Source organism: Paenibacillus sp. 01T424 (assembly GCF_056398745.1).
Window position 1 is genome coordinate 14242 of sequence record NZ_JBFTPZ010000055.1, and the last position, 20586, is coordinate 34827.

Here is a 20586-nt window from a genome sequence, read left to right on the forward strand (position 1 = left end):
TTTATTCATACTGTTGCTATTGTTGATGCTTCTGTATCAATTCCCGCTTTAGCTCCCACGTCGCTTCACTTAAATTAACGCGGTACGCTTCCGCATTGAGCTTACGCAAATATTGCGGCCAAAATAGTTCAAATTGTCCCTTATGATAGCTTCGAATTTGATCTAAGCTCGGCATATTATATACTAATTCGCCATCTGTAAAAATCGGCTTTAATAATGTTATCGCCTCATAATGAGTAATAAATTTATGGATATAAGAATGAACCGGGTCAAACAGTTTAATTCGCTCTCCCCTGTTTACATGCTGCTCATCCCTCAGCGTAATATAATCCGCTTCTGCTTTTCCAGTTGATGTGTTAATGATACGGTAAAGCTGCTTGAACCCCGGTGTGGATATCTTCTCTGGATTAGCTGAAATTTTGATAACCGGCTCGTAGCTCCCGTTTTTCTCGCGCGCGACAAGCTTGTACACACCACCGAGTGAAGGCTGATCCGCTGCGGTAATCAGCTTCGTACCGATACCCCATACATCAATCTTTGCGCCTTGCGACTTTAGGTTAGAAATAATAGCTTCGTCCAAGTCACTGGAGGCAACGATATTCACATAAGGCAGGCCAGCTTCATCGAGCATTTTCCGCGCCATTTGTGATAAATACGCCAAATCGCCGCTATCAAGGCGGATCGCATTCATTCGTTTACCCTGGCTCTCTAGCATATGGGCGATCTTAATCGCGTTGGGAACTCCGCTTTTGAGCGTGTTGTACGTATCTACCAGTAGAGTTACATAGTCAGGCAGCGATTCCGCATAAGCTCGAAATGCTTCCTCCTCCGTATCATGCCCCTGCACCCAAGAATGAGCATGCGTGCCTTTGGCAGGAATGCCAAACAGCATGCCAGCCCTCATATTAGACGTCGCATGGAAGCCCGCAATATAAGTAGCTCTTGCTCCCCAAACCGCTGCATCTGCCTCTTGCGCACGCCTCGTTCCGAACTCAAGCAATACGTCATCTGGAGCAACCTGCTTAATTCGAGCAGCCTTTGTCGCGATCAACGTCTGATAGTTCATCATATTGAGGATAGCCGTTTCTATGAGCTGTGCTTCAAATACGCGTGCCTCAACGCAGAACAATGGTTCATTCGCAAAAACGAGCGTTCCTTCCTCTACCGAATAAATATTGCCTGTAAACCGAAAGCTGCGCAGCTCATCAAGAAACTCCTCTTTGTAGTTCTCTTCTTGCGTACGCAAATATGTAATTTCCTCTTCTCCGAAATGAAGCGATTGAATGTATTCCACAATTCTCTCCAAACCTGCGAATACAGCAAAGCCGTTATTAAAGGGAAGCTTGCGGAAATACGCCTCAAATACGACCCTCTCATCTTTGCTTCCTTGCAGCCAATGCGCGTACATCATATTTATTTGGTACTTATCTGTATGAAGTGTCAAATTTGTATAACTCATCCCATTAACTCCCTTCCCTAGTACTCTCTCCAATACCCGTTCCTTTAACTCTTGAAAACAAAAAAAGCGCCGTTGAGATCGAATAGCTCCGCTCAATAACGCATCATATTTTCACTTCGGTGCTCTTGTACCGGTACATTATTTGAACCAGCCCTTTTCTTTAAACCGAGTAATCGCCTCGATGCGGTTGCTGACGTCAAGCTTATCAAGAATGACAGATATATAGTTGCGAACGGTACCCGTCGTAATAAACAGCTCGCTTGCAATTTCCTTCGTGTTTTTCCCATCTGCTACGAGCACAAGCACTTCCTTCTCGCGCTCTGTTAACGGATTTTCTTGTCCGTATGCCTCATCTACAAGCTCCGATGCGAAGATCCGTCGTCCAGCCATGACGCTGCGAATCGAATTGGCAAGCTCCTCGCTTGGGCTGTCCTTAAGCAAATAGCCGCTAACTCCCGCTTTGAGAGCACGCTCAAAGTAACCGGATCTTGCAAATGTCGTCAAAATAATGACCTTGCAGCCCTGTCCCTTCAGCTCCTCAGCAGCATCAAGCCCTGTCTTGGCCGGCATTTCAATATCCATAATGCAAATATCAGGCTTATGCTCATGCACAAGACTTATGGCATCTTCTCCATTGCTTGCTCTTCCGACGACCTTCATATCCTCTTCCAAGTCAAGCAAGGAAGCGAGGGCGCCCAGCAGCATACGCTGATCCTCGGCAATGACGATTCTGATCATATTATCCCTCAATTCCCTTTTCAGCTTATCATTACATTTGTTTAATAACGTTTGGCACCTTAATAATGAGCGTCGCACCATCATTCGAAATGATATCTAGGCTTCCATTCACGAACTCAAGACGCTCCTTCATGCCTTGAAGACCATGGCCTCCGCAGTTTCTAGCTTCCTCAGGAATTCCTACACCATTGTCCTGCACCTTCAGTGACAGCTCTGTACGCGATGATTGGATCGTTACGGTGCACGTCGTTGCTCCGCTGTGCTTGACAACATTCGTTACCGCTTCCTTCAAACACATGCTGAGAACATTTTCAGTGAGCAAATTCGCAGTACCAAGCTTCAATTCTCCCACGAGCTCGAATTCAATTTCGGCTGCCTTCAAAATCTGCTTTACCCGAAACATTTCATCCTCAATTCTCGTCCCGCGCATCTGTGTAACCATTTCCCGCACTTCTTTAAGCGCGGTTCTCGCCGTCTGGCGAACATCATTGATTTCCGCTTGGGCTTGCGCTGGGTTCTTAACCATCAGCTTGCCGGCGAGGTCACTCTTCAAACCGATTAGCGACAGCTTCTGTCCCAGTGTATCATGCAAATCACGTGCGATTCGCTGCCTCTCCTCAAGCTTTACAAGTTCCGATATCCGCTTATTCGCGTCCTCAAGCTGCCCTTCGAGCTGCCCCTGCTTGTTTTTGTTGTACGTGTTGAAGGGAAGCAGAATAACGACGATGAGACTGATGAGTATGAACGGAAACTGTGTAAAAAACAACGTGTTCTGTGTAGCAAATCCGTAATTCACCGTTACGAACGTACTGACAATATGAATCGTATACAAAGTAAAAAATCCAGCTCGATTCTGAATATGTCCGATAAAAAAAGCTAGAAATATCGAAAAATAAACATAACTGAACAATAAGGTCATCGCAATCGATATAATAATTTGCACACTGGTCCAGAAATACACTAGCCAGCCCTTAGACACAAACGATAGCCGGTAACAAATAAAAAATAAAATAATCATGATGATACCGGATACGGCTTCATAAGGGGAAGACGATCGAAAAATAAAATAAAAAGGCAAAATACAGAAGACGACCCAAACATATGGGCTTAGACCTGTGTTTTTCTGAAAAATCTGATACCACTTGTTCATGGTCGTCCATCCTTTTTCCCATGCCATACGATGGTTATGATTATTTTATAATCATTTTAGCATATACAACATTTCAAGTATTTATTTTCCTTGATGCTATATGCACTAGAAGCCAGCCTGTAAGGGCGTGGCTTCTGGTGTATGTTTAAATGGAGTTATTTAAATTTCAAGCTTGCTTGTGTCGCTTTTATTTTCTCAGATGATGCTTTTGCTTTACGAAGACGATGCTTGATCCCTTTGAAGCTGACAAATTTTTTGTCTGATTCATCCCAAAGACGGAACTGGAGCGATTCTAAGCTTTCGCTGATCGTAATCGTCGTCGCTTTGTGAAGCGGCGGCGTTGCATTATGCGCTTTTTCCAAGTTATAGTTCGGAACCTTTGGGCTCAAATGATGAACGTGGTGGAAGCCGATGTTGCCTGTAATCCATTGCAGCACTTTAGGCAGCTTGTAGTAAGAGCTTCCGTCAACGGCAGCTTTCACATAACTCCACTCGTCTTCATTCTCAAAATAAGAATCCTCAAATTGATGCTGTACATAAAACAACCATATGCCGAGCAGACCCGATACAAAAAACACAGGACCTTGAACAAGCAGGAATGCTTGCCAACCGATTGCCCAGATCAGAAGCGCGTAAGAGCCTACGATCAAAGCATTTGTTAAATAAGTGTTCATCCGTTCCTTGCGTCTAGCACCTTTAACATTAAAGCGGTATTGAATAAGAAAAACACCGATTGGACCAAGTCCAAACATAACTAGCGGATGACGATACATACGATAGGCAAACCGGCGCATAAGCGGCGCTGCTGCGTATTCTTCCACCGTTAAAATCCACAAATCGCCAACGCCCCGTTTATCGAGGTTGCTGCTTGTTGCATGATGGATAGAATGTGAATTTTTCCACTGTCTATAAGGGACAAGCGTAATAACGCCTGTAATTGTACCTATGATATCGTTTGCTTTTTTGCTTTTGAAAAACGATCCGTGACAGCAGTCATGAAAGATGATGAAGGTACGAATGACGAAACCAGAAGTAAGCACCACCAACGGAGCAGTAAGCCAGTACGATATGGAAAGACTATAGTAAGAGGCATACCAGAGCAGAACGAGTGGCACTAAGGTGTTAATAAGCTGTCTGATACTCGACTTTAAATCCGTTTTCTCAAATGGGGCAACTTCTTTTTTCAAGTGAGCATGTTTAAGCTCTGTCATCGCATTTTCCTCCTCAATATGACGCTTGGAGAGTATCCCGGACGTCTAACGCAGTATTCTAACTTTATTGTAAAGAAAACTGTCAGGTCATTGTAGTCATAAACGTCAATACGATGGCATGACATTTGTCATATAGCCATCTGGGAAGTTGTCTTATTTATGTAAAAGAACCCATAAATCAGAAAAAAGCTACCCAAAAGAAGCATTCGCCTCTTCCAGATAGCTCTTTATTTGCTAACCCTAATTAAATTGCCCAATTTCCTTTACGGAAGATAGGGACAACCTTTCCATCCTTCGTGATGCCATCGATATCCATTTCAGCTGAGCCGATCATAAAATCATTATGCGTGATGCTGGCATTTACGCCATTCTCAGCAAGCTCTTCTGGTGACATCGACTTGCCGCCCTCGATATTGAAAGCATAACCGCTGCCGATTGCCAGGTGATTAGATGCATTCTCATCAAACAACGTATTATAGAACAAGATGTTCGACTGTGAAATCGGTGACTCATGCGGAACGAGTGCAACCTCGCCTAGGTAATGCGCGCCATCGTCAATGTCTACAAGCTTCTGCAGAATGTCTTGGCCTTCTTCAGCCTCTACCTTCACAATACGTCCGGCTTCAAACGTCAGCTTGAAACGATCGATAATGTTGCCGCCATAGCTTAGCGGCTTCGTACTGGATACATAACCGTTTGCGCCTGTTTTTAGCGGAACTGTAAACACTTCCTCGGTCGGCATATTCGCCATGAAAGGAATGTTGTTAATGTTCGTGCTGCCTGCAGCGACCCAAATATGCTTCTCCGGCAATTCAATCGTAAGATCCGTGCCAGGAGCCGTATAATGCAATTTATGAAAACGGTTCTGGTTGAGCGTCTCGCCCTTGCTGTGAAGATTCGCATTATGCTCTTCCCACGCTTTGACAGGGTTCTCAGCATGCAAACGAACCGATTCAAAAATAGCTGTCCACAGCTTTTGGGCCGCTTCCTCTTCCCCTGCTTCCGGGAATACCTTCGCTGCCCATTGCTTGCTCGCTGCCGCAACTACTGTCCAGCTTACTTTATCCGATTGAATGGCTCTGCGGAACTCCTGCAAGCCTTGGCCAGAAGCTTTCTGGAAGCTGGAAATACGTCCTGAATCGATGCCTTTCAGCAAATCTGGGCTTGATGAAACGATGGAGATAAACGCTGCTCCGCGTTCCACAAACGAGTTGCGTTTTGCCGTTTCCCATTCGGGGTAACGTGCAAATACTTCGTCTGCTGCTTGCTCATATTTTAATCTGGACAATGAATCGTCAGTCCACTCCACATGGACGTTGCTCGCGCCTGCTTCATAGGCTTTGCCGGCTACAAGTCTAACGAGTGCTGCTTGATCGACAGCTCCTGTAACGAATACCTCTTGGCCCTGCTGTACGTTCACTCCAATTTTTACAATCAACTCTGCATACGTATCTAAATGATGTTCAAATCCACTCATGATCTCGTATTCTCCCTTCATTAATACCTCTATGTACAAACATGCTGCAGCCTAAATTGTATCGAATATACAAGCCCATAGTCAAATAACATGGACCTACGAATTAGACTCTGGTCCAGAGCTGCAAATACCATAAAAGAAGAGATGAATAAACTCATCAAGAAAATCATCTACTTGTTCGCTTTGCTTCGCCAAATCTAGGAACATGTGGGATTGCTCTTTTAGCATATTGATATAAGCGATAATGGTCGGAGTCGATACCTTCTTCGAGATCTCGCCCTTCCTTTTCCCTTCTTCTACAAATTGTACGACGAGCGGCATTCCCTTTGTTCGATAAAGCTCTTCAATATATTGATTCGTTTCGTCATCAATCAGGAACTGTGTGAAAAATTCAGGAGTAAAGGCGCGATAAGCTTTCTTATCTACAAACACGATATATTGAATGATCTCCTTTAAAGAGTGATCACCTTGAATGAATGTTTCAAAATCGGTAATGCTCTTATCAATAAATTGTTTGAATACCTCGCTAAGCAGTGCTTCCTTACTGCCGAAATAATTGTAAATCGTCACTTGAGATACTTCAGCTTCCGCTGCAATATCCGCGATTCGTATTTTTTTGGGCTCCCACGTCTTGAGCATGTCTAAAACCGTCTTCTTAATCTTCTCCTTGATTAATTCCTTCCTTCTCTCGAAACCGTTCATACTGCCTCCTGCAATCACGTCTATTTTAATTTAATGAAATTATAGCACATCTATATTTCATAACCCATTGACTTCTAATCCTAACGAAATTATCATAAATAATGAAATCAAATAATAAAATAATTTCATAATTATAAATGCGGGGTGCAGCGGAATATGTTAATCGTTAAGGGGCTGACTAAGCTTTTTCGGAATGGCCGCGGCATTACAGATGTGTCATTCACGGTAAACAAAGGTGAAGTGTTCGGTTTTTTGGGGCCTAATGGTGCAGGCAAATCGACGACTATTCGTCACATCATGGGTTTTATGAAGCCGGATCATGGACGCGTATCCATAAAGGGACTCGATACCTGGGCGAAACAAGGAACCGTGCAGAAGTTTGTTGGCTATTTGCCTGGGGAAATCGCTTTTATCGAAGGAATGACAGGAAAAGCTTTTCTTGAATTTCTCTCCTCTATGCAGAGAATGGACAGCTCAGCCAAGCGCCGGAGCCTAATTGAACGGCTGCAATTCGACGTCAACACGCCGATTCGGAAGATGTCCAAAGGCATGAAGCAAAAAGTCGGAATTGTCGCCGCATTCATGCATGATCCCGAATTAATCATTCTCGATGAACCTACCTCCGGTCTCGATCCTCTCATGCAGCAGACATTTATTGAGCTTGTTCTCGAAGAGAAGGCGAAAGGAACGACCTTTCTGATGTCTTCCCATAGCTTTACCGAAATCGAGCGAACCTGCGACCGCGCCGCCATAATAAAGGACGGGAAAGTGATGACCGTCAAAAACATACATGAGCTTCAGTCCATGCAGCGCAAGCTGGTTGAGATTGTTTTCGAGCAAGCCACAGATGCTCATCTGTTCGTGTTATCGGGCACAGTGCCTATCGAATCACACGATGGCAGACGGGTCACAGTCGCCGTGCAGGGCAATTATAACGAGCTGATTCGAGAGACGGCCAAATACCCTATTCGCAGCCTCGATATCACCGCACAAAATCTTGAGGACGTATTCATGCACTATTATGACCGGAAGGAGCTCGTCTGATGAATGCTCCCCTTTTCAAACAAATGATGAAGATCAATCTTAAAGGAATAAGCAACTACGCCTTCGGCTCGGCCTTCTACATTTTGCTCATGTTTTGGCTGTATCCCGGCATCGCGCAAAACACAGGAGCACTTAACGAGCTTATGTCGGCTCTGCCCGAAGGGCTTATGAATGCTTTCGGCGTCCAAGCCGGCTTCGGCAGCATGGAGGCCTTCATCTCGGGAGAGTATTACGGACTCATTTTGCCTCTCCTGCTCTCTATTTTCAGCATCATGCTGTCGACGGGCCTAATGGCAAGGCTGGTGGATCAAGGCTCCATGGCTTATCTGCTGTCCACACCGACGTCTCGACAGCGTATCGCCGCAACGCAAGCGAGTGTGCTCATCGCTGGGCTGCTGCTGATTATGATCGTTACGACAGCTGCAGGTTTTATTGGCTATGTCTTGTTTATCGGTGATCGATACGAATTTGACGGTTCCCGCTTCATTTTATTGAATGTGATTGCATGGATGTTATTTTTTGCAGTAGGGGGAATTTCCTTCTTCATCTCTGCCTTCTCTAGCGATGAAAAGAAAGCACTAGGCATCTCAGGGGTCATTACATTCGGCATGTTCGGACTCGATATGCTCGGCAAAATAAGCGCGAATATAAACTGGTTAAAGTATTTCTCCCTCTTTTCATTATATAGGCCAAGCGAAATCGCAAGCGGCAGCAGCGACCCGGTACTCGCTTTGGTCATACTCTTCTTGATCGGTCTTGCTGGCTTTATGGCGGGTATCCTCACTTTCAGCAAACGAGACCTGCCGTTGTAATGCCTTAATAAGTATCGTGACACGCCAAAAAAGAGGAAGCCCATCGTCGGGCATCCTCTTTTTTTACAATTCGATATATAGACGGTTGATGGCCATTGCCTCAGCCATCACTTTTTGCCGCAGCTCTGCAGGCTCAACCGCTTCTATTCGTGAACCATAACTTAAAATAATTTCGCACGCCGATTCCAATCCTTGAAATTCAACTCGCGCCGATGACCAACTCGTTTTCAGCGAAGGGCTGCTTTCTACGATTTTCACATATCGTTCTTTGGATAGCCGAGAGAGCACCGTATCATGAAAAGTAATAACAGCTGGATATTGCGGCAGTCTCTGCTTAAATTCACCCATGGACTGTTCCCAGTACTGAGCCAGATCAAAGTCTGCTGGGCGTTCGAAACGCTCCTCCAGCATAAGGGCATCCAATAATCTTGAGATTCGGTAGGTCCGTTTCTCCCCGTTCACTTCGCCAATCAAATACCAAACGTTGCGCTTAGCAACGAGTCCAAGCGGAGAGACGATTCGCTCGGCGATACCGTCCTCGCGATGATAGCGAATCTTCAATAATCGTTCTTCCCAAACGGCTTCCTGCACAATCGACAAGAATGGCATTAACTCTTCCATCTGATGCCAGCCCGCTCCATCAATATGAATCTTTTGCTTCATAAGAGCTGCCCCTTTGCTCACTTCAGCAGGAGAGGCAGCCAGTATTTTTTGAACAGCCGCTTCATAATGACTCGCAATTCCTAGATCGCTCAGCAAAGAAGATGGACTGCCCACAATAACAGACACTAATTCATCCGCATGCATACCCGTTAGATTGGTTCGATACCCCTCGGATAAAACCCATCCTCCGTGCACTCCCCTCTCCGCATAAACCGGAATGCCCGCTTCACTAAGCGACTCCATATCACGAATGATGGTACGCTCGGATACCTCCAGCTTTTCCGCAAGTTCTTTTGACGTCAATTTCCCGCTGTTTTGCATCAATAATAGGATGGCAATTAACCGTCCTGCTCTCATATGCTAGGCCTCCTGTGCCGTTCTCATTCGTTTTTTTCATTGTAGCATGAATATATGACAGTAGCTGTCGTATATCGTTTGCTAAACTGACAAAGAGTAAACCATAGAAATCGGAATGGAGAGATACAATGAAACCATTAGAGGGAAAAATCGCAGTCGTTGCTGGAGCTACACGAGGAGCTGGACGCGGTATTGCAGTAAGTCTTGGAGAAGCAGGAGCCACCGTTTACTGCACAGGAAGAAGCATTCGCGGCCAAGCCTCCGATTTGAACAGAGCGGAAACGATTGAAGAAACAGCCGAATTGGTCACTGCACGAGGAGGCGTGGGCATCCCGGTTAGAGTGGACCATACAGTTGAAGCGGACGTTCAGGCTTTGTTCGAGAAAATCAACAAGGAGCAAAATGGACAACTGGATGTGCTGRTCAATAACATTTGGGGAGGAGAAAAATTAACAGAATGGGGAAAGCCATTTTGGGAGCATTCGTTAAGCAAGGGCCTGCTAATGCAAGAACGTGCCGTAAAAGCTCATCTCATTACGAGTCATTATGGGGCTCCATTGCTGGTGAAACGGAGAAAGGGACTAATTATTGAAGTAACGGACGGAATCGATTACCGTTATCGCGGAAGCTTGTTTTATAGCTTGGCCAAAATTTCGCCTATACATCTTGCCGCGGCAATGGCAGCTGACCTTAAGCCCCATGAAGTAACGGCTGTTGCTGTAACCCCCGGCTTCCTTCGTTCTGAGGAAATGCTTGAGCATTTTGAAGTAACGGAAGAAACGTGGCTTGATGCTGTGCATGGCGGCAAGCCAGATGCCGAGCATTTCAGCCAATCGGAAACGCCATATTTTGTTGGACGCGGAATCGCAGCTCTTGCAGCAAGCAGCGATTTGCTTGAAAGATCCGGACAAGTATTCCCGAGCTGGCAGCTGTCTGATGAGTTCGGCATAACCGACGTCGATGGCAGACAGCCGCACTGGGGAAATTATGCGAAGCAGCATGGTTTCTTGTAATACCTACTTTACCCGTTTACAACTTCTCCGCCGTTAATATGCAGCATCTGGCCTGACATATAACTGGAATCATCACAAGCTAGGTAGACATAGGCAGCTGCTAACTCATGCGGCTGTCCTGGTCGTTTCATCGGTGTATCTGAGCCAAAAGTGGCTACGGACTGCTCATCGAATGTCGCTGGAATAAGCGGCGTCCAGATCGGTCCGGGAGCTACACCGTTAACACGAATGCCTTGCTCAGCCAAATTTACTGACAATGCGCGCGTAAAGGAAACGATTGCTCCTTTTGTAGCGGAGTAATCAATTAACGTCGGATTGCCTTTGTATGCCGTTATAGATGCCGTATTGATAATGGAGCTGGATGCCTTCAAGTGCGGCAAAGCGACGATCGTCAAATAGAACATGCTGAACACATTCGTTCGGAACGTAGCCACCAGCTGATCCGACGTAATATCCTCAAGCTTCTGCTGCACATGCTGCTCTGCTGCGTTATTCACCAAAATATCCAGCTTGCCATACTCCTTAATCGTCTGCTCGATGACACTTTTGCAAAAATCCTCTTCGCCGACGTCGCCAGCAATAAGCAAACATTTCACGCCAGCTTTCTCTACAACTTCCTTCGTCTTCTCTGCATCGCCATGCTCATTCAAATATACGATCGCTAAATCCGCGCCCTCTTTGGCAAAAGCAACGGCTACCGCGCGGCCAATGCCGCTATCTCCACCCGTAATAATAGCTGTCTTCCCTTTCAGCTTGCCTGCCGCTTTATATGAATCCGATTCAAAAATCGGCAGCGGCTTCATCTCGGATTCAATGCCCGGTTGACGGTTTTGGTGCTGCGGCGGGTTAATATTTTTTTGTGATGACGATTTAGACATGAGAAAATCAGCTCCTTATATTTTTTCCATAAAAGATTTCATCCATCTCGGTCTTTAATCTTCTCGTAATTTCCTCTTGCTCTATGGTTGACAACGAATCCTTCGTATAGCCGAACAAATAGTTGTTCAAATCAAATTGCTTCAGCTTGCATTTGGTATGAAACACATTTTCTTGATAAATATTAACGTCGATCATGTCATACAAAAGAGATTCCTTCTTCGGTATGTAGTTCTGAATCGAGTTAATATCATGATCAATAAAAAGTTTATAACCATTAATGTCGCGCGTGAAACCTCTCACACGATAATCCAGTGTCATAATATCGGTATCAAATGAATGGATCAGATAGTTCAGCGCTTTAAGCGGTGAGATCTCGCCGCAGGTCGATACATCAATATCTGCGCGGAACGTGCTTATCCCTTCGTTCGGATGATACTCCGGATACGTATGAACCGTTATATGGCTTTTATCCAAATGCATCACTACGGAATCAGGCAAGGGACCCGGCGATTCTTCAAACGACTCATTGGGTCCGCCAATTACCGGCCCTTCCGATACGAGCAAAGTAACGCTGGCACCCTGCGGCTCATAATCCTGCTTTGCAATATTAAGCACATGCGCTCCAATAATATCCGATACCGTTTCCAAAATATTCGTCAGCCTATCCGAATTATATTGTTCGTCTATATAGGCGATATATGCTTCACGCTCTTCTTTCGTTCTTGTATAACACACATCATACATATTGAAGCTGAGTGACTTCGTTAAATTATTAAAGCCATGCAGCTGAATTCTTTGTTCCGGTGTAAGTTTCAAGCGCACATCCTCCTTTTCAATAACTACTATTTCCTTTTACCCAAAGACCGATGCGGCAAAACTTTTATGTTGCACAAAAAAAGCATTTCACGCCCCGGTTTTACCGAATGTAAAATGCTTTTTCCATCTCATTTTTAATTATGTTTTTTCAATTCCTTAATCCGGAGTATCGGATCTCCCACATACACCTGTGTTTGAGGAAGCATGCCATCACGCTGCTTAATGGCTAGGAAATTAAGCGTATTGACGAGCTCATCCTGCTGCTTTTCTTTTAATTGAAATTGCACACCATATTCATAAATGTCTTTGCCCAGTTCATTGTACCAGACGATAAATCCGAATAGCACATACATTTGATTAAGAATTTTCGTCTTAAACATCAAGAGAATATCGCTGTTAACGGGCAACTTCACACCAACAATAAACCGGAGCCCGCCTGGTCCGATGTTTCGAACAAACACCTCTGTACTCCCAAGCTTCACACTGCTACCTTTGAACATCGTAATGGTCATCTCTGCCAATAGACAATGCTTCAAATCGATTCGAAAGCTTTTTCTCCGATTAACGAGCACCTCTTTACTTGGCATAAATAAAGCAGGCTCTTTACAAGATCTTCGGCTCAAAAGTTGTACGATGCTGTCCGGCTCTACTGGACGACTGAAATAATAACCTTGGATTTCATCGCATCGCTGCTCGCGTAAATAGTTGAACTGCTCCTTCGTTTCAACACCTTCGGCCACCACCTGCATGCCCAGTTCGCCAGCCAATTGAATAATGCATTCAATAATGCTTTTATTTCTACGATCCGTCATCAACTCCTCGATAAATGACCGATCAATTTTGATCGTATCGAGTGCCAAGCGCTTCAATAAATAAAGAGAGGAATAGCCGGTTCCAAAATCATCAAGCGATACTTTGATTTTTCTTTTCTTCAGCTCCAGCAGCAATTCAGTCACCGCATTCTCATTGCTAATAAAGGAGCTTTCCGTTATTTCAATTTCCAATCGATCTTGGGAAATTCCTGTCTCCTCGATGATCTGATCGATGGTATGCAATATATTTTGCTGAAGAAGCTGCTGCACCGAAAAGTTAACCGACAGCGTAACCGAAGGCAGGCCTAAGCTCTGCCACCGTTTATGCTGCATACAGGCTTCGCGAAGCACCCATTCTCCTATCGATACAATAAGCCCCGTTTCCTCTGCGATCGGTATGAATTCAGACGGAGCAACCAATCCCCAATCCGGATGATTCCAGCGCAGCAGCGCCTCAACGCCAACAATTTCCATCGTTTGCGAATGTACGCGAGGCATATAATGAAGGAACAGCTCTCCTCTTTCCTGCGCTTTACGCAAATCATTGCTGAGTGAAAATAATTTGAATGATTGCACATTTAAAGAAGCGGAATAGCACTGTGATTGGTTGCTGCCTCTGGACTTCGCATGATAAAGAGCCGCATTCGCATTTTTCATCAACTGCTCCACCGAGCTCCCATCGCCAGGCGATTGACTGATTCCAATACTTGCAGTTACATTCAGCTCATATCCTTCTATCAAAAATTGCTCATTGATAAGCCYAATAATAGTAGCTGCCATATCCTTAATTTCGTTTTGCTGCTTTACATCAGCTATAATAATTGCAAATTCGTCTCCGCCAAGTCGGAATACGGTTTGGCCATCACGTAAATTGCTCATCAATCGGAAGGCGATTTGTTTCAGCAGCTCATCCCCAATCGGATGCCCCAGCGTATCATTTACATATTTGAAACGATCCACGTCAATCAGCATGATCGCCAGCCTCTGCTTAAAATACTCGCTTACCCTTAGCTGCTTATCTAGCTGGTCTTCAAACATTCTGCGATTTGGCATCTCCGTTAAATAATCGTGGTAAGCCAAATATTGATTTAATTCCTCAGCCTTGCTTCGATCCGTAATATCAAGGACTACGCCAACGATCGCTTGCTCACCCATATTTGACACTTGATTATAGTGCACTTCGCAATGAATATTCGTCCCATCTTGTTTAATGGCTCTGTGGCAGAAATTAGATAAAGACTGCCCCTCCTGTAACTTCGTTAGCTGATTAACGACGGCTTCACGGTCTGAGGGATGAATCGTCTGTATAATATCCATACCGATCAAGGAGTCATAACCGAACATTTTATTGAGCTGATCATTTGAATAAACGAAGTTGTTTTTCTGCGCGACAAAAATACCGACAATGGATTGCTCGACAATACTGCGGTATTTTAATTCGGTCTCAGTCAACGACTGCTCAATCATTTTTTGCTGCGTAATATCCTTGGCAATGCCGTAGACACCGATAAGCTTTTTATTAATAATGATTGGAATATTGGTCACATTAAATTCGACCGTTTGCCCTGTTCTCGTAATGCCTGTCGTATCATAGTTTTGAGGATTCAGCGTCTTGACCGTTTGCTCAAAATATTGAATCGTTTTATCCAGCGCTGCGGCATCTACAAATTTATGAAAACTATCATTAATAATTTCCTCTTTCGTATATCCAAAAAGTTGCTCAAGCACTGAATTGCATGACAAAAAACGCCCTTGTGCGTCTAAAGAAAAGACAGCATCAGGATTGTTTTCAAATATCGATTTATAAAGCTGCTCTTCTAGTGTGAGGCGATGCTGTATTTTTTTATTTTCCGTAACATCCTGAATCATGCCTATCGTCAACAATATCTCGTTTTCGGCATTCCGTATGAACGTAATGTTTTCCACCACATGTCTAACTTCACCGCCCTGACGAACGATTCTGTACTCGGAAACGCTTTCCTTTTTTGATTCAATTGCAAGGTGGAACTGCTCATTAACGCGCTCACGATCTTCGGGATGCACGAACTCAAAAAATTGTTCAATCGTCATCGAGAAATCAGATTTCATACCATATATTTCGAACATTTGATTCGACCAGGATGCTTCTCTGCGAATATGGTCAAACTCCCAGTAGCCTAAATTAGCTAACTTTTGAACAATATTAAAACTACCAACATTAACATTGCCATTAAAACGTTTAATCATTTGTTTCATTGCTAAATATCCCCTCTTATTCATAACGTAGGCGGTAACCTGAAGTTTTTAAGGAGAGGATATAGGTATGTTATCACTCATCCTTTTGGCAACCCAGCCACCTTTGGAAATTTCCTTTAGGCCTGTTGGCTTTGCGTCATTGTCTTTCGACAACTTTGCTTTTTACTAGGACTTTTTACATATACCAGTATTCCATATTATTCCGATATATACCATAACCAATTTCATAATAGGTCGAATGATGTAGAAAAACCTCCCATTTTGGGAGGTTTGGTATATTGATGATTTACAATCTAGGATCTATTTCCTTCTCTTTGGCAACCTCAAACAAAAGATTCGCAACAGCCGCTTGATATCCATCGTTTTCTGGAGCAATTTCAGCAAAAGGAATCGCCAGCATATGCTGTCCTAGCCGGTACTCGTTAAATGATGTACGAAGCTTTTGCGTAATATTTTTTTGCTTGATGAGCTTATTGTACTTGTGCGGAAATCTATAATCATAACCGTAAATAATAGACATGTATTCCTTATTGCGCACTTTCATATAGGGAACCGTGTACGGCTGAGGCATCTCCGGCTTAATCACGACACCTTCCATATGATTGTCTACCGTAAGCGTGTAGAAATATTTTTCTGCAAGCTCATAGCTCTCCGCATCAGACAGAACAAGCGTGATGAATGGATCGTCAGAGAGGAAACGATACATCTCCGAGGTTTTCCACGCTGGCAGCTGCTCGCTTCCGTCTACGTATACGATTTTGAGCAGCGAAAATGGCTTGTATTCAAGCTCCCCAGCCTCGGCATACAGCTCCAGCTGCCTCTTATACGTTTCATATGCTTTGATATGCTCATCAATTGGCCTGTTTTTCTCAAGAATAGAATGAACATGTTTAAAGTTTTGGTAGACGGCTAGGCCATATTTCTCATTAATAGCCCCTTTGCTAAGGTGAAACTGATCCTTTTCAAAACCACTTTCCTTGAAATCATGCGCAAGCTTTCCGAACGCTTCCTCGAATCCATTCGCCTTCAGGAATGCAAGCTCTGTCTCAAGCCCCTTCTCAATTGGCTTAAACTGCTTTTCGATGAGACCTTCTCCCAGCGCCTCCCATGGCAAAAGCTCGCCATCCAGCAGAAGCATCGATATATCGTTTTCCTTCATGTAGCTTCCGAATCTTTGCAGCAGTCGCTCATAAACAGCGGTTAGGTCAACCTTATTTATTTTGTACCCATTGCGGCTCACTGCAAAACATTGCTCGATATCTGCATGCAAATAAACATTGCAGCGTGATCCCATATATTTGGGCTGCAGCACGACCTCTTTAACACCGCGCTCCATAAAATAGTTCAGCCCTTTCCTCAGCGATTCCAGCTCACCCGCCGCTTCATCCTTATCTGCAGGAGACATGGTTCCTGAAATAAAGTTAATTTTATTGCGCGAGCAATACTGCAATCTGCGGGCTTCATCATCATCCAGCTCCTGCAGCGATACTTTGCGTTCCTCTTTGAAGAGAGCAGGAAGCTCGCCTTCCATGCCGGCTATTGCCGATTTCTGTGATTTGAAAGTCGGCTTCACCGACAGAGAAACCGAGGTTAGCAGATTGCCGTGAACTGCGCCTGAATCCAAATGGATTTTATTTCTGATCCGAAATGTTTGTTTAGCAGCCACATGTCCAAAAACATGATACGGCTGGTTTCCTGCTGCATCCCGCTTCAGAAACGCAAGCTGTGCTTCAATCGGCGCCGATCGGTCGAGTCTAAAATTGCGCTGATGACGGATCGAATTCACATCCAGCTTGCCAATATATTTGTTCTCGCATGGCGCGTGAGTCACATAATAGGATGGTCCTGATTTTCCTACCATTCTGTAGAAAGGCTTCGACAGCGATACGAGATGATTAAACTTCTGAAGCAGCTCAGCATCGCCTCTCAGCACCTCAGTCGAATCGAAGTAGGCATGCAGCAGCTCCTCTTCCACACCTTTGATTTCACCACGCATATATTTATGGACGAAGTTTTCATGATTGCCAAGCACAAACAAAAACTTATCCTGATTCGTATATAGGAAATCAATGATTTCCTTAGTGCGGCTTCCCTTATCGATCCAATCTCCAACGAGCAATACTTTTGTACCGCTGACCTTTCCTGTCTCAACCAATACATTGCCCTCTAGTTGAAACCCATGGCTAACGAGCAAAGCCTTCAGCTCATCCACACATTCGTGAACGTCACCGACGATAATCGTCTTCTGGTCCAGCGGTAAAAAAACGTCCAAATACTCAGCAGCATCCTCGATTATAATCTTATAATCCGGATTCGCAACCTTATCCATAGGGGAATAAAAATCTTTAGCCCGCACCTTATGAACTTTGCTATATTTCTCCCTCGAGAGCGAACCAAGCACGTCCTTGCGCAAACGATTAATGTGGCTCGTTATCAGTTTCTTCGAACGCTCCGATGAATAATAATCATCCCGCTTCTTGTAATCAAACAGCACGACTTCAAGGTTGTAGTTATTTTCCTTTGCAACCTCCCTCACTCTCGCCCGGAAATCCTCCGACAAACCTGTTGTATCCACGACAACAAATTCCGCATTGATGGGGAAAGTAGTGACCAGCCGCAGCTTCTCGAACAAAAGGCGGAAAGCCTGATCGCTCGCTTCAAGCATGATTTGATCATATTTATCATAATCAGAGCCTAGAAGCTCTTGTCTAATGCTATCGGATGAAATATATTGCACGTTCGCATTCATGCCCTTGCTGTCATCCCTAAATCGCAGCTGCGGCATCAGCACTTCATTTGCAAAGGTTGTTTTCCCGCATTCCGTCGTGCCAATCAGCATAAAAATCGTATGGACTCTCGTTCTCATTTCCATTGACGCTACTCTCTCCTCTTCCGCAAAATCGCACCCTGCGTCGTTTGTATACCGTTCACTCCATCGCCGATTGCGACATATTGGCTTTCCACGGATTGATCTTTAATCGTTTCGAGCAGCCACTCTTGAAATTCCGCTCGCCCAAGCTCCCATTTATGGTCATCATGCCGGAAGTCTTCCAGCTCATAATAAGCATTAAACTCTGCATTAGGTGTTGTCAGCACAAAATAATCAAAATCAACATGTTCGCATATTTGCCGTATCAGAACAGCTGCCTCATTTAGACTCATATGCTCAATAACCTCGGTCAAAATGACATCCACCTGCTCGCCGTTATAAGCCTCTAGAAAATGTTCAATGGAAGGAAAGGTAGCGATGTTGTCCAGTTCCTTTGCTTTCGCCTTCCGCTCTACCACCTCTAGCAGCGGCTCATGGATATCAACCGCGTAGTAGCTGTCTTCAATTTTGGATGCAAATGGAATCGCATAGAAGCCTTCTCCGCAGCCAACATCGAGAATGGCCTTATTGAACGGAAGCACACTTCCGATATAGCTTCTCCGCTGCTGAGCCGTCCCGCCGAAGGCCAATTGAACCGCATAACGATCTGTTTTCTCCAGCTCTTCTTTATATTTCTTGAACCGGTCTCTTGAAGCTAGAAAATTGCGGGCAAACAAGCTTCGTATATAAAAGGGCGCGTCGATAATTTGGATACTCTTCACATATTTAATCAACACATCATCAGAAATATCGATGTATTCGTCGCTGAACATCGAAAGGAAGAGACAAAGCACACTAACGACATGCATAAGCTCATATAACGATTTATGTGTCTTAATGGTAAGCGAATAGCTCTTATGCGCCAGATGTACTGCTTCAAATGTATAGTCGGTAAGATGCTTCTCAAAAAAATGAATATAACGCAAGAGCTCAATATGAATCATATTGATATGGAAGGTATGCTCGTATTGCTCCGTGTCACTCGAATGCTGCGCTTTAAGCGGCGCTGCAAAAAATTCATTAATCGCTCCCAGTACAAAGAGCGGCGTATTATATCGCGATACATTGAGGTACTCAAATTGGTCCTGCCTATGCTGCTTGTATGAAACCTCATTGTCGGCATCCTTAAAATAAACGTTGAAGGTTGCTTCATCGGTATACCAGCCGTAGGCCATTCCTTTGCGAACGGCGCGCAGCAGCATGCCTGACCCCGGGTTTTTTCTAATGACGAACGAAAAGCTTGGGTTCGTCGATTTCACTTGCACGATAGCCATCCTTAACTTCCCCTTACTTATCAATTAAAAGCAACACTATTTAATCCCAAACCTCTTGTAATGCTCTGCGGAACAAGTCATCAAGCTGATTGTCCTGCGCAGTTCCCCCTTGACCCATTTCGAGTGCGATTTGTTCAAAATGAACCATTCGCTCCTCCAAATAGGAGTTAATAACTTGCAGCCTAGGCTCATAATCGAGCTCGTCGCCCGCTTTTTTCCTGCGCAGCAATTGTTCAACCGTAGCCCTCAGCTCGCTCTGCTCAGGAATAAGCGCCTCTACTAAACGATCAAATTCGTTTGGAGGCATCGAGTTGTACTTCGCAATCCAGCCGCAAGCAAGAATCGGCCTTAACACATAAAAATACTTTTTTATTTTCACTTGCTCGCCTTGCAGATACTCTCGGTAGTTCCCTTTAGCCATATGGAGATAATGGTACATGCACGACTTCGGCGAGAAAGATAACGGAGAGACACTTTGGATTTGTTTGGCTACTGAGTATTTCGTAAAGTATGGAATCGGTGATTGCAGCCATTCGAGCAGAGGCGGATTCGACTTGCGAAACAGATTAAGCGCTTTGCGCAAATCCCAGCCGTTAATATCGAGAAGATCACTTATAGGCCGTTCGATTACATCTCTTTTGTCAAATATCGATAAATACCATTCCACCGGCCTGACGTAAATAAATCGCACGTCGTAATCGCTGTCCTTAGAAGGGAAACCCCAAGCCCTGCTTCCTGATTCACACGCGTAAACGATGCGAACCTGTTCCTCCCGCTCGATTTTACCCAGTTCCAGCAAAATATTTTCATGTATGTTGGTCATTCTAGACACTCCTTTACTCAGCTTCTTCTTGCAAAAAAAAAGACCATGGACAAGATCGTCCATAGTCTAGGAAAAAGAATAGTCAGCAATGCAGCTAACACGAGGTCAGTACACGCTTCCCTTCAAATACCAAACAACGGGTCCGAGGAGTGGAGCTATTCTCTTTGCTTAAATTAAAAGAATTGGATTGTTCATCATTTACGTTAACTAACTGTACTTCTAGATATTGGTTAAACATTCTCCTCGTCCCCC

The 20586-nt window shown here is 44.5% G+C and carries 16 protein-coding genes and 1 riboswitch; of the genes, 3 read left to right on the forward strand and 13 right to left on the reverse strand.

The window, feature by feature from the left end; genetic code table 11:
- Positions 1–16: 16 nt before the first annotated feature.
- The 6 genes from AC1DPK_RS29730 to AC1DPK_RS29755 form a co-directional block, all read right to left on the reverse strand.
- On the reverse strand, positions 17–1459 hold the full coding sequence (locus AC1DPK_RS29730; protein WP_477512499.1) for a nicotinate phosphoribosyltransferase: 1443 nt from the start codon (positions 1457–1459) through the stop codon (positions 17–19).
- Between the two features lie 138 nt (positions 1460–1597).
- Entirely contained in the window at positions 1598–2197 is a 600-nt protein-coding gene (locus AC1DPK_RS29735) for a response regulator (RefSeq protein WP_441877504.1), read from the reverse strand.
- 31 nt (positions 2198–2228) lie between these two features.
- Positions 2229–3347, reverse strand: coding sequence for a sensor histidine kinase (locus AC1DPK_RS29740; protein WP_477512500.1), 1119 nt, complete (start codon positions 3345–3347; stop codon positions 2229–2231).
- 155 nt (positions 3348–3502) lie between these two features.
- Positions 3503–4558 carry a Delta(5) desaturase DesA gene (gene desA, locus AC1DPK_RS29745; protein ID WP_441877510.1) on the reverse strand — a complete coding sequence of 352 codons (1056 nt, stop codon included), beginning with the start codon at positions 4556–4558 and terminating at the stop codon, positions 3503–3505.
- Between the two features lie 244 nt (positions 4559–4802).
- A complete protein-coding gene (locus AC1DPK_RS29750; protein WP_477512501.1) occupies positions 4803–6035 on the reverse strand; it encodes an aminopeptidase in 1233 nt (410 codons plus the stop codon).
- A gap of 96 nt (positions 6036–6131) precedes the next feature.
- Positions 6132–6737: a TetR/AcrR family transcriptional regulator gene (locus AC1DPK_RS29755; protein WP_477512502.1), complete on the reverse strand. Its 606-nt coding sequence runs from the start codon at positions 6735–6737 to the stop codon at positions 6132–6134.
- A gap of 156 nt (positions 6738–6893) precedes the next feature.
- On the opposite strand from AC1DPK_RS29755, the gene AC1DPK_RS29760 reads away from it, so the two are divergent.
- Together AC1DPK_RS29760 and AC1DPK_RS29765 are read left to right on the forward strand one after the other, a co-directional pair.
- Positions 6894–7781: an ABC transporter ATP-binding protein gene (locus tag AC1DPK_RS29760; protein WP_477512503.1), complete on the forward strand. Its 888-nt coding sequence runs from the start codon at positions 6894–6896 to the stop codon at positions 7779–7781.
- Positions 7781–8593 carry an ABC transporter permease subunit gene (locus AC1DPK_RS29765; RefSeq protein ID WP_477512504.1) on the forward strand — a complete coding sequence of 271 codons (813 nt, stop codon included), beginning with the start codon at positions 7781–7783 and terminating at the stop codon, positions 8591–8593. Before AC1DPK_RS29760 ends, AC1DPK_RS29765 begins: the two co-directional genes overlap by 1 nt.
- A gap of 63 nt (positions 8594–8656) precedes the next feature.
- On the opposite strand, the gene AC1DPK_RS29770 is transcribed toward AC1DPK_RS29765, so the two are convergent.
- Entirely contained in the window at positions 8657–9613 is a 957-nt protein-coding gene (locus AC1DPK_RS29770) for a helix-turn-helix transcriptional regulator (RefSeq protein ID WP_477512505.1), read from the reverse strand.
- Positions 9614–9741: 128 nt separating this feature from the next.
- On the opposite strand from AC1DPK_RS29770, the gene AC1DPK_RS29775 reads away from it, so the two are divergent.
- A complete protein-coding gene (locus AC1DPK_RS29775; protein ID WP_477512506.1) occupies positions 9742–10626 on the forward strand; it encodes an SDR family oxidoreductase in 885 nt (294 codons plus the stop codon).
- A gap of 8 nt (positions 10627–10634) precedes the next feature.
- On the opposite strand, the gene AC1DPK_RS29780 is transcribed toward AC1DPK_RS29775, so the two are convergent.
- From AC1DPK_RS29780 to AC1DPK_RS29805, 6 genes are all read right to left on the reverse strand, one after another.
- Positions 10635–11504 carry an SDR family oxidoreductase gene (locus tag AC1DPK_RS29780; protein ID WP_441877528.1) on the reverse strand — a complete coding sequence of 290 codons (870 nt, stop codon included), beginning with the start codon at positions 11502–11504 and terminating at the stop codon, positions 10635–10637.
- Positions 11505–11511: 7 nt separating this feature from the next.
- Positions 11512–12321: an adenosylmethionine decarboxylase gene (gene speD, locus AC1DPK_RS29785; RefSeq protein WP_076271701.1), complete on the reverse strand. Its 810-nt coding sequence runs from the start codon at positions 12319–12321 to the stop codon at positions 11512–11514.
- Between the two features lie 134 nt (positions 12322–12455).
- The gene (locus tag AC1DPK_RS29790; protein ID WP_477512507.1) at positions 12456–15368 is read right to left on the reverse strand and encodes an EAL domain-containing protein; all 2913 of its coding nucleotides are present in this window, start codon (positions 15366–15368) and stop codon (positions 12456–12458) included.
- Between the two features lie 84 nt (positions 15369–15452).
- Positions 15453–15538: riboswitch (cyclic di-GMP riboswitch) on the reverse strand.
- Positions 15539–15654: 116 nt separating this feature from the next.
- Positions 15655–18240 carry a metallophosphoesterase gene (locus tag AC1DPK_RS29795; RefSeq protein WP_441877534.1) on the reverse strand — a complete coding sequence of 862 codons (2586 nt, stop codon included), beginning with the start codon at positions 18238–18240 and terminating at the stop codon, positions 15655–15657.
- Positions 18241–18245: 5 nt separating this feature from the next.
- Positions 18246–19511, reverse strand: a complete 1266-nt coding sequence (locus AC1DPK_RS29800; protein ID WP_441877537.1) for a methyltransferase domain-containing protein — start codon at positions 19509–19511, stop codon at positions 18246–18248.
- A gap of 40 nt (positions 19512–19551) precedes the next feature.
- Positions 19552–20397 (reverse strand): nucleotidyltransferase domain-containing protein, encoded by an 846-nt coding sequence (locus AC1DPK_RS29805; protein ID WP_441877540.1) that lies wholly within the window; start codon positions 20395–20397, stop codon positions 19552–19554.
- Between the last annotated feature and the right edge of the window lie 189 nt (positions 20398–20586).